Origin of the sequence: Acinetobacter sp. ANC5681, assembly GCF_023488045.1 — a bacterium.
In the GTDB taxonomy this organism is placed as follows: Bacteria; Pseudomonadota; Gammaproteobacteria; order Pseudomonadales; family Moraxellaceae; genus Acinetobacter.
The window spans coordinates 1-9,791 of record NZ_JAMFKZ010000051.1 but is presented as its reverse complement, the minus strand read 5'-3'; the positions used below and the strand labels follow the sequence as shown (position 1 = coordinate 9,791).

Below are 9,791 nucleotides of genomic sequence, written 5' to 3'. Positions count from 1 at the left end.
ACCGCCGATGGATGTGCATTCTACACCATTCCTCTCCCAACACAACCCCCTTTCCTAATCTTTTTATTTAAGTGGACGTTTTTAAACCAAAATCACAATTTTTCTTATATTTTTCGACCGAATTTGTTTTAATAAGAAGAGAACAACTAAACTGTATACCTTATATCTATGTTTTGCGTCATGCAGCGCAATCATTCTAATGACTGTATTTCGCTCTAATGGCGACGAAGGACTTATATGCATTACTCAAATTACATCTTGCTTGGGCTGTTAACTGCTGGGGCATACTCACCTGTATTAGCACAAGAAGTTCAAAACGAGCCATCTATTCAAACAAGCTCTGTGGCAAATACCAACAATCAACAATCAACATCGACGATTCAAGCCATAAAAGATTTAAAACATATCACTAGAAATGATTTAAAGGTCAATGCAAACGCTGCCCAACCTGATGCTGTAAAAGATCCTTTACAACCATTGAATAGACAGATCTTTGCTTTAAATGATGCTTTGGATCGTAATTTATTAAAACCTGTTGCAATACAGTATGTAGCAAAAGTTCCAGAAGAAGTCCGTACTCCTTATCGCCAATTTAGGAAAAATCTAGGTGAGCCTTGGAATGCAGTCAACCAATTAATCCAAGGACGACCAACTCGCGCTGCCAAGACATTAGGTCGTTTCACGATTAATACGCTTACAACACTAGGTTTTGCTGATCCTGCCCGTCGTTTAGGCCTAACCACTGAAGAGGAAAGTTTTGGCGTCACTTTAGGTTACTACGGTGTACCATCAGGTCCTTACGTGATGCTGCCATTTTTTGGTCCAAGCACATTCCGTGACGGTTTTGGTTTAGCAACAGATAGTTTTGGTCGCCCACAAAAATATTTATTAGATGATCAAGAAGGTATTTATTGGTCTACTAATTTATTACAAGCAATTGATGCTCGCTCACAAATTTTGGATATTGAAGAAAGCTTAAAAGGCGATAAATATTCAATGATCCGTGATTTTTACTTACAACGTAAAGCCTTCCAAATCGCTGAAAAGCATGGAGATTCGGCAGATGTTTCATTTGTAAGTGACGAAGATGATAATAACGATCAATCAGGTGACGACAAGTAATCTCTTAGGAACTTTAAATGATAGACTTATGTATTAATTTAAAGTTTTAGCAATACTATGTTTTTCATCATATTTCATCTATGATGAATTAAAAAATGATCATACAAATACAAAAGGTCGGCTGCTTATCTATGTATTTTATTCAACCCACACGCTCAATATCTTATTTAGAACAAGCACTAAATGAGTTACCGAGTTTACAAATCATTCATATCGATGATTTAGATTTGTATGATCAAACAATAATTGCTATTGCCGATGTACAAGATTTTTTAAAATACCAATGGAAATTACCTACAATTGTTCTTGCTTTTGAACATGAAGGAACTGCATTAGCTCAAGCATGGGAAATGGGTGCGTTGGCAGGATGGATTTGGAGTGAATTACCCAAAAATCCTGTTCACTCATTGTTTAAAATCGATGCTCAATATAAACGTAATCAAGATAGTAGAGATTTACCTTCCGCCGCAGAACTACAAAAAAGATTATTACCAAACCCGATCGAATTACCAAACTATCAATTTGAATCATTTTTTCAGCCTTCAGCTTACCTGTCAGGAGATTGGTATGATTACTGGAGATTAAATGATGATGAAGTCTTGTTTTATTTAGCAGATGTTTCAGGCCATGGGGTAACAAGTAGTTTACTCACATCTTGGATGGCGGCATTTCATGGCCGATCAAAAACACCTAGTCAATTGATTCAAAAATTAAATGCAATGTTAGTACAAGAAAATATTGAAAAGCATATTACTATGGTGGCGGGAATATTAAACTTAGCAACTCATGAAGTATGTTGGTCAAGTGCTGGGCACTACCCTCCTCCAATTATCTTTGAGCCCAACCAACCACCACAAATCCTTACAACAAGTAGCTTTCCATTAGGTCTTACTGAAGAACTAGAAGTTGAAGAACATTGTTGTACGCTGAGCCGTAATGCTCGTTTTATATTATGTTCTGATGGCGCACTTGAACCATTTGATGGCGGTTTGAATGATCAATTTAATCAATTGGTCGAACATCTTCAGCATGATGCTTTCAAAGCACCAGATCATGTTGCTGACGATATTGCAATATTAAGCATATGTCGAATGAATTAATTCTAAAATCAATATTTTAATTAGATCACAGCATCCAACCACTTGTGTCTAGAATATCACTATGGGATAATTTTATATCCTTTCTCTGAAAATGGCATTTATATGTCAACAGGTCATGTTGAATATGCAAGTTTGAACGGAACGCATATTTTCAAGCTTATTGGCGAAGTGCGCGCTCACTCTTGTATAAGTTTAGACAAGTTACTCAACAAAATTGAACAGCAACAGAATGTTGTCGGTGCAATTGTTGATTTAACTGAAACTACATTTATTGACAGCACAGTCTTGGGTGTACTTGCAAAACTAGGTCTTAAGCTTAAACAAGTTCATCATATTCAAGCTGTTATGCTCTCGACAAATCCAGATATTACAACTTTAGCCAACAGTATGGGGCTAGGTCAGGTATTTGTGATTTTAAATTATTGCGGCGATCCAAACGTATGCACTTTAGAATTAACTGAAGAGCACGTTACACATAGTGCAATGCTCAACACTGTGTTAGATGCACATAAAACACTAATGCGTTTAAATGAAAACAACCAAAATATGTTTGAGCCACTTGTAAAGCAATTGCAAAAAGAACAAGAGTGTTTATCTCTTGATTCACAAAAACAAAATGCATAATTGCTGAAAACTAAATTGTGATGCTTGTATGACCTTACTTTCTGTTGCACAAATGAACTCTCAAAATGACATTGAAGCAAATTTCATCGTCATTGAATCATTGATCCAACAAAGTAAGGCTCAGGCTGCTGAGCTTATTGTTTTCCCAGAAAATTTTGTTTGTTTTGCAGCAGGGAAACAACGCGAGACAGCAGCACAATTCGAGAGCATCCAACAACGATTGGAACAATTGGCTCATCGTTATCAAATCTGGATTATCGCAGGTACCCTCCCTTGCCCGTTTCGTCCTGATGGTTCAATCATTGATGATGGTCGAGTTAGAACCGTCAGTTTATGCATTAGCCCTGAAAGAACTGAAGCGCGTTATGACAAAATCCATTTATTTGACGTTCAGGTCAGTGATGCTGTCGGTGGTTATCAGGAATCAAGATTCTTTGAACCTGGTGATGAAGTTGTAGTTGCCAAAACACCTTTTGGCAATATCGGACTGATGGTATGTTACGACTTACGCTTTCCAGAACTTGCTTTGATTCTACGCCAACAAGGTGCAAACATTCTAACCGCGCCTGCTGCATTTACTTACACTACAGGGCAACTTCATTGGCAATTACTATTACAAGCACGTGCAATGGATAGCCAATGTTATGTGCTTGGTGCAGCCCAGCAAGGCTGGCATGGTGAACAGCGTCAAACTTGGGGTCATGCAGGGATTACAAATAGCCGAGGGCAACTATTAGAAATGATTACAGTTGAAGGACATGGTTTAATTACATCTTCATTTGACCTAGCTGAACAAAATGATATTCGACTAGCAATGCCATTAATGCAGCATCGCAAACTTATCAATTATTAAAAACAATCGTTTTATCTAAGCATACTTTTGTTCAATTTATCCTCATATGGCATCACTTTGACTGTTATAGTCAATTTTCATAAATGTATGTTTTGTAGGATCATGATTTAATAGGCTTTATTTATCATGGTAGAACAAGATCAAATGGTCGTATTCTATACGTGATGTAATACCCTCAATTCATTCGTATTAAGTTTGATTTATGTTTAAAGTAATTTTCATTTTTTTATTTTTTATAGGGGCAATTGCACAACTTCATGCAGCAATCGTTGAAACCAATACCAGTCCACAAAGTATCTTATCTACACCGCAAAATTTATCATTAAATTCCTTTGGGCAATGGGTGATTGGTTGGGGAACGGGTTCTGAAGGTGCGAGACAAAGATTAGATAATATCCAGCGAGAAGACGTGCTTATTATCAAACAAAAAGGTGCAACTTTAGACATGATTGTTGCTTGGCAACAATATTATGAACAAGAAGCACTTAATAACCCTAATAATCCAACAGCACGTTATAGGGCGCGTTTGATGAAAAAAATCACTGAGCTTTGGTAATGATTGATATGAAATCTGCGTAACTAATCATAAGCAGATCACGATATAATCATCACATGAATATACTGTTTGAGAAGCGCATGGGTGATGAACATAAGCAATTACTATTAGATAATCAGCTTTGTTTTCTGATTTACTCAACCAACCTTGCCTTAAATCAAGTCTACCGTCAATTGCTATCTCCTCTCGGATTAACTTACCCTCAATATCTGGTAATGTTAGTGCTTTGGGAAAGGGATCAACTCAGTGTGTCTGAGATCGGAGAAAGATTATTCTTAGAATCTTCCACACTCACTCCATTATTAAAAAAGCTTGAAGCCTCACAACTAATTTCACGCAAACGCTCAGTCGAAGATGAAAGACAGGTTATTATTTCCCTTACGCCACAAGGTCATACTTTAAAATTACAAGCAGTCGATATTCCATCCAAAATTTCAGAAGCAGCGGCCTGTTCAACCACATCACTTACAGAGCTTAAAGATCAGCTTGCGACATTACGTCACCATCTCACGCAATAGAACCTAAGTTTACAAATCGATAACTTGCATTCCTAGATATATCGTGTACGATTTAATTGTACACAATATTTATTCAGGAATAAAAATCATGTCTTTAGAACAAGTCGTTTATCGTGCAAAAGCAAAAGCTACAGGTGGTCGTGATGGTCGCGCAACTTCATCAGACGGTGTCTTAGATGTTCAGTTAGGTGTGCCAAAAGAAATGGGCGGTGCTGGTGGTGAGGTGACCAACCCTGAACAGCTTTTTGCGGCTGGTTATTCAGCATGTTTCTTAGGTGCAATGAAATTTGTTGCAAATCGAGATAAATTCAAAATTACGAAAGATGCTTATGTTGAAGGTGAAGTGGGAATTGGTCCAATTCCAAATGGCTTTGGTATCGAAGTCACTTTAAATGTCTATCTGATTGGTATGGAACAAGCTGAAGCTGAACAATTGGTTGCCGCTGCACACATTGTTTGTCCATATTCAAATGCAACTCGTGGCAATATTGATGTGAATTTTAATATCGTAACCACTGAATAATGATTTCAGATTTTACAAAGAAAAACAGCATGGTGATCCATGCTGTTTTTTTACTTATATCATCTTTACACTTCCGCAGCTTCATTCGTCACACGCAATACTTCTTCTAATGTGGTTTTTCCAGCTAACACTTTCAATAAACCATCATCACGAATCGAAGCAGCATGGCGACGCGCATGATTTTCTAATTCAAACTCAGCTGCATTACCATGAATCAAACGGCGCATCGAATCATCTACTGGCACAATTTCATAAATTGCAGTTCGTCCGCTAAAGCCAACATGTGAACATTTTTCACAACCATGCGGTTCAGGTAACTGCATATATTCATCAACTTTGAGATGTTGGAACACTTGTCGCTCAAAATCATCTGCTTTTCGCCAAGTCACACAATGTGGACACAAGGTTCGAACAAGACGTTGTGCAATGACACCTATCAAAGAACTTGCCAACAAGAATGGTTCAATGCCCATATCTTTTAAACGTGTTACCGCACCAATTGCTGTATTGGTATGCAGCGTAGATAACACCAAGTGCCCTGTTAAAGATGCTTGTACCGCAATTTCAGCAGTTTCAAGATCACGAATCTCACCAACCATTACCACATCTGGATCTTGGCGTAGCATCGCTTTTAATGCACGTGCAAAGGTCATATCAACTTTAGTATTGACCTGCGTTTGACCGATCCCTTCCAATTGATATTCAATCGGATCTTCGGCAGTCAAAATATTACGTGTATTATCATTAAGATCAGACAATGCAGCATATAAGGTTGTCGTTTTACCCGAACCTGTTGGGCCTGTCACCAAGATAATGCCATGCGGACGATGTACCAATTGCGTTAAACGTTCATAGTCATTTTTCATTAAACCAAGATGAGTCATATTTAAACGCCCAGCTTGCTTGTCTAGTAAACGCATGACCACTCGTTCACCATGCGAAGAAGGTAAAGTCGATACACGCACATCCACTTCACGACCTGCCAAGCGCAGTGAAATACGACCATCCTGAGGAATACGCTTTTCTGCAATATCCAGTTTCGCCATGACTTTAATACGTGACACCAACAACGGCGCAAGTTCACGGCGCGGCTGTACAATTTCACGCAGTTGACCATCGACACGTAAACGTACCGAAAGTTTTTTCTCAAAGGCTTCAATATGAATATCAGATGCGCTGACACGAATCGCTTCAGACAATAAGGCATTAATTAAGCGAACAATTGGTGCATCATCCTCTTGATCCATCAAGTCTTCAGCTTCAGGCACTTGGTCTGCCAAACTTAATAAATCTGGATGATCTTCTAGACCCGCAGCCACTTGTTGTGACTCACCTGTATCCCCTGCATAGCTAGAACTGAGTAAGGCATGGAACTCTTGATCAGTACACAATTGATCGTGAGCCGATTTCCCCAAAATTCGACGTGCTTCCTGCAAAGCAATACGCGCGGTGTCCTTCCGTCGCACAATAAAAATTTGATCACCTTCATAACGTAATAAAACGCCATGTCTTTTGGCAAAACTATAAGGAATTTGTATTTGTTTAAGTATTTGCATTATACAAATAATGATAAAAAAGATGCTTGAGTGTACTCTAAGCAGGTTACAGCGTGAAGTCTGTTTAGCATACTCACACAGGAATTTTGCATCTTGTCTCAAAATAATCAATATCAAGCTCCACATGCCAACGAATTGAAATGGTGGGGCGAACAACAATTTGAAATTCAACAAGCCAAAGCTTGGCAATTTGGTTCATTATTATTTCGTCTAACACGTGGCATTAAAGAATGGCGATTGGAATATCATCGTCCTCAATCTCAACATGATTACGAACAGCAATGGCAAGTTCTAAATGACACGATTTTTGCAATGCCACAACCTGCAAAAATCGAACGCTACATGTTTCATAACACACAGAGTACATTCCATTTAATGCCGCGTTTAGCAGATCGCTCTGTAGTGATTAAACCCGTTGATCCGATTTATATTCCTGCGGGACAACGTGGAACTTTATATATTAGTACCCCACTATGGATTGCAGGTTTAGTGGATGGACTCACTGAAGCTCTATTTGATATTCCTGTGATCCAACCGAAAGACACATGGTTCGGTAAAGATCCTCAAAATGGTGAAATTTGCTATGCCACTTCTGTAGACGGTCGTACTGATTTAAATCTGTTAAAACCGCGCGCTTTTCGCGCAGTCACTCCTATTGAATTTCACAATACTAGCCAACATCAATTACGTTTTGATCGTATGAATGTTCCTGTTCCTGCTCTTCCCCTTTTCTATAGTGAAAGTACAGGTCGTTTATGGACTTCACAAATCAAAGTCTATTATGAAGGTATGGATCATCCAGCACGTATTCGGATTGAGAATAGAACCCCAACTCAAGCGGGTGAAGTGATTTATGTACATCCTCCTCGTGCGCCTGGAAGTACATTATTCAATATGTTTGATTCATTCTTTTAAGAGGTTGCTATGCCTGATTCGAATATTCCAAAGGATGTTGCTAGCAGTCTCGCCAGTATTTTCACCAATATTAACTTCGAACGTTTAAGCGAAATCGTTGTTGCGATTATTTTAGCGTTTATTGGTTTTGTAATCGCAAGACTGGTATCGAATGCCTTCATTCGTACAATTGGAAATCGTTTTAATGCCCATCAACGCTTGCTATGGCGTAGAGGGATTTTTTATTTTATTTTTCTGTTATTTATTATGACCAGCTTAAGAGAGGCTGGATTTAAACTCAGTGTGTTCTTGGGTGCGGCAGGGATTTTGACCGTTGCCTTGGGTTTTGCATCACAGACATCGGCAACCAACTTGATCAGTGGTTTATTTTTGATCGGCGAAGGTTCATTTGAAGTTGGTGATACGATTCAGATTACCTTAATTCGCGGACAAACGATTGAAGGACAAGTCATTTCAATTGACCTCCTCTCAGTTAAATTGCTGACACTAGATAATGTGTATATTCGCCTACCAAACGAACAATTGATTCGAACACCCGTCATGAATTTGTCAAAATACCCAATACGGCGTATTCCAATTACATTGGCGATCAATTTCCATGAAGACATTATCAAAGTACGACAAGTACTTTTAGATGTTGCTGCTAAATATCCTTTGGTCATGGATGATCCGAAAGCAACCGTTACTGTAACAGCATTTAGGGAGTCATCGATTGAACTTCTCTTTGCGGTATGGTGTAGACAGGAAAATGCATTGAAAGTTCGCGATGAAATGCAAGAACGTGTACGCAATGGTTTCTTAGAAAATCAAATTGAGATTCCTGTACCTAAAATGGGTTTAATTGATCGCCCTTTACCATTAGAAGATGATGAGGTTGATCAATATGCACATCAGAAAGAACTGAAAACAGCAGAGAAAGAGAGATAATTAACTCTCTTTCTGAGTATCAGAAATTGCTGGTGGTAACGGTGCAAGATAGGCAATCACCAACATGACCGCACCCGAACCAATAAATGAGATCACGCGTGTCAATGTACCGCTTTGCGATAAGTCTAGCAGTAATAATTTAGCCACCACAATACCCAACAACGCAGCACCCACAAACCAGATTTGGCGAATATGATGGCGACTGGAAAACGTCATCAAAATAAAGGCCAAAATCACCCATAATAAAGTTAGGCTCAGTTGTACATCACCATTCGACCAAATCTCGATCCCCCATAGTGGTGTCCCAAGATAATGATGCATCGCACGCACAACAATACTACTCAAAACCAATAAGCCAACTAAAATAGTGGTGACTTTAAAGCCCCATTCTATTGAATGCTCATCACTCAGCTTGTATCGATAGACTATCCAGATCAGTCCTATAAAGATCAATAAGGAGAAAAGATCAGTAAGATTTAATAAAGGTAAGAAATAATATTGTTCAGCAGAATGTATATCTAAACTAATCAGGATTAACCAAACTAGGCTTAAACTAAGCACAGGTATTTGTTGTAGAAGTTGGGTATTTTTAGTGACTATTAAAAATATTCCATATAACACTGGAATGATCGCTAATCCGATCAATGGCATCACTGGGAAAATCGACAAACCAATGCTCGCCAAACTTAACCACAATAAGCTTGACCCTATAATAAGACTTTCCTTTGAAGTAGTACTCTTCAAAGTGATTAGCATTAGAGCCAATACAACGGAAGCAACCGCAAAGCTGAGTTGATTTAACTTACTCGACCAATGCAACAGAACATAAACATTTTCTGCAAAACTTTCACCATAAAGCAGAAATAATAAACTCCCCAATAAGATCAGCTGTACATTGTCCCACTGTAATCTTGATGTAAAGCGAACGACTAGACTGAACGAAGCCAATAATAAAACTGCTATTGCTAAATATGGGATCAGTCCATGTTGTTGCCACTGCATCAATTCAACGCCTGCAATCGCTCCTGCATACATGCCCAATGCTAAAAAAATTCCACTGAGCATTCGAGCACTAAAGTATTTTTCAACTTGTTGAT

General features: G+C 38.5%; 11 protein-coding genes. 9 read left to right on the top strand and 2 right to left on the bottom strand.

Annotated features, from left to right (window positions below):
• The first annotated feature begins 237 nt into the window (after positions 1-237).
• The 7 genes from M5121_RS15185 to M5121_RS15155 all read left to right on the top strand — a co-directional run bounded on the left by M5121_RS15185 (position 238) and on the right by M5121_RS15155 (position 5,296).
• The gene (locus tag M5121_RS15185) at positions 238-1,122 is read left to right on the top strand and encodes an MlaA family lipoprotein (RefSeq protein ID WP_005164451.1); all 885 of its coding nucleotides are present in this window, start codon (positions 238-240) and stop codon (positions 1,120-1,122) included.
• 131 nt (positions 1,123-1,253) lie between these two features.
• Positions 1,254-2,222: an RsbU family protein phosphatase GigA gene (gigA, locus tag M5121_RS15180; protein WP_034602948.1), complete on the top strand. Its 969-nt coding sequence runs from the start codon at positions 1,254-1,256 to the stop codon at positions 2,220-2,222.
• A 102-nt stretch (positions 2,223-2,324) separates the two neighbouring features.
• Positions 2,325-2,846 (top strand): anti-anti-sigma factor GigB, encoded by a 522-nt coding sequence (gene gigB / locus M5121_RS15175; RefSeq protein WP_004664261.1) that lies wholly within the window; start codon positions 2,325-2,327, stop codon positions 2,844-2,846.
• A gap of 28 nt (positions 2,847-2,874) precedes the next feature.
• On the top strand, positions 2,875-3,699 hold the full coding sequence (locus tag M5121_RS15170; RefSeq protein WP_249571636.1) for a carbon-nitrogen hydrolase family protein: 825 nt from the start codon (positions 2,875-2,877) through the stop codon (positions 3,697-3,699).
• 202 nt (positions 3,700-3,901) lie between these two features.
• Complete coding sequence (locus tag M5121_RS15165) at positions 3,902-4,255, top strand: DUF4951 domain-containing protein (protein WP_249571635.1); 354 nt, start codon at positions 3,902-3,904, stop codon at positions 4,253-4,255.
• A gap of 80 nt (positions 4,256-4,335) precedes the next feature.
• A complete protein-coding gene (locus M5121_RS15160; protein ID WP_241341091.1) occupies positions 4,336-4,773 on the top strand; it encodes a MarR family winged helix-turn-helix transcriptional regulator in 438 nt (145 codons plus the stop codon).
• A gap of 88 nt (positions 4,774-4,861) precedes the next feature.
• Positions 4,862-5,296 carry an organic hydroperoxide resistance protein gene (locus M5121_RS15155; RefSeq protein WP_005164437.1) on the top strand — a complete coding sequence of 145 codons (435 nt, stop codon included), beginning with the start codon at positions 4,862-4,864 and terminating at the stop codon, positions 5,294-5,296.
• A 65-nt stretch (positions 5,297-5,361) separates the two neighbouring features.
• On the opposite strand, the gene gspE is transcribed toward M5121_RS15155, so the two are convergent.
• Positions 5,362-6,852 carry a type II secretion system ATPase GspE gene (gspE, locus tag M5121_RS15150; RefSeq protein WP_005164434.1) on the bottom strand — a complete coding sequence of 497 codons (1,491 nt, stop codon included), beginning with the start codon at positions 6,850-6,852 and terminating at the stop codon, positions 5,362-5,364.
• Positions 6,853-6,945: 93 nt separating this feature from the next.
• On the opposite strand from gspE, the gene M5121_RS15145 reads away from it, so the two are divergent.
• Both M5121_RS15145 and M5121_RS15140 read left to right on the top strand, forming a co-directional pair.
• Positions 6,946-7,767, top strand: a complete 822-nt coding sequence (locus M5121_RS15145) for a DUF432 domain-containing protein (protein ID WP_087547673.1) — start codon at positions 6,946-6,948, stop codon at positions 7,765-7,767.
• Between the two features lie 9 nt (positions 7,768-7,776).
• On the top strand, positions 7,777-8,694 hold the full coding sequence (locus tag M5121_RS15140) for a mechanosensitive ion channel family protein (protein ID WP_249571634.1): 918 nt from the start codon (positions 7,777-7,779) through the stop codon (positions 8,692-8,694).
• Here M5121_RS15140 and M5121_RS15135 read toward each other — a convergent pair.
• Positions 8,695-9,791 (bottom strand): DUF2339 domain-containing protein (locus M5121_RS15135; protein WP_249571633.1); only part of this gene is annotated, 1,097 nt, incomplete at its 5' end. It abuts the gene before it with no gap.

Bases quoted from the DNA above. Each gene is read 5' to 3' on its own strand.
- M5121_RS15185 (WP_005164451.1), top strand. From the start codon at position 238: ATGCATTACTCAAATTACATCTTGCTTGGGCTGTTAACTGCTGGGGCA.
- gigA (WP_034602948.1), top strand. From the start codon at position 1,254: ATGTATTTTATTCAACCCACACGCTCAATATCTTATTTAGAACAAGCA.
- gigB (WP_004664261.1), top strand. From the start codon at position 2,325: ATGTCAACAGGTCATGTTGAATATGCAAGTTTGAACGGAACGCATATT.
- M5121_RS15170 (WP_249571636.1), top strand. From the start codon at position 2,875: ATGACCTTACTTTCTGTTGCACAAATGAACTCTCAAAATGACATTGAA.
- M5121_RS15165 (WP_249571635.1), top strand. From the start codon at position 3,902: ATGTTTAAAGTAATTTTCATTTTTTTATTTTTTATAGGGGCAATTGCA.
- M5121_RS15160 (WP_241341091.1), top strand. From the start codon at position 4,336: ATGGGTGATGAACATAAGCAATTACTATTAGATAATCAGCTTTGTTTT.
- M5121_RS15155 (WP_005164437.1), top strand. From the start codon at position 4,862: ATGTCTTTAGAACAAGTCGTTTATCGTGCAAAAGCAAAAGCTACAGGT.
- gspE (WP_005164434.1), bottom strand. From the start codon at position 6,852: ATGCAAATACTTAAACAAATACAAATTCCTTATAGTTTTGCCAAAAGA.
- M5121_RS15140 (WP_249571634.1), top strand. From the start codon at position 7,777: ATGCCTGATTCGAATATTCCAAAGGATGTTGCTAGCAGTCTCGCCAGT.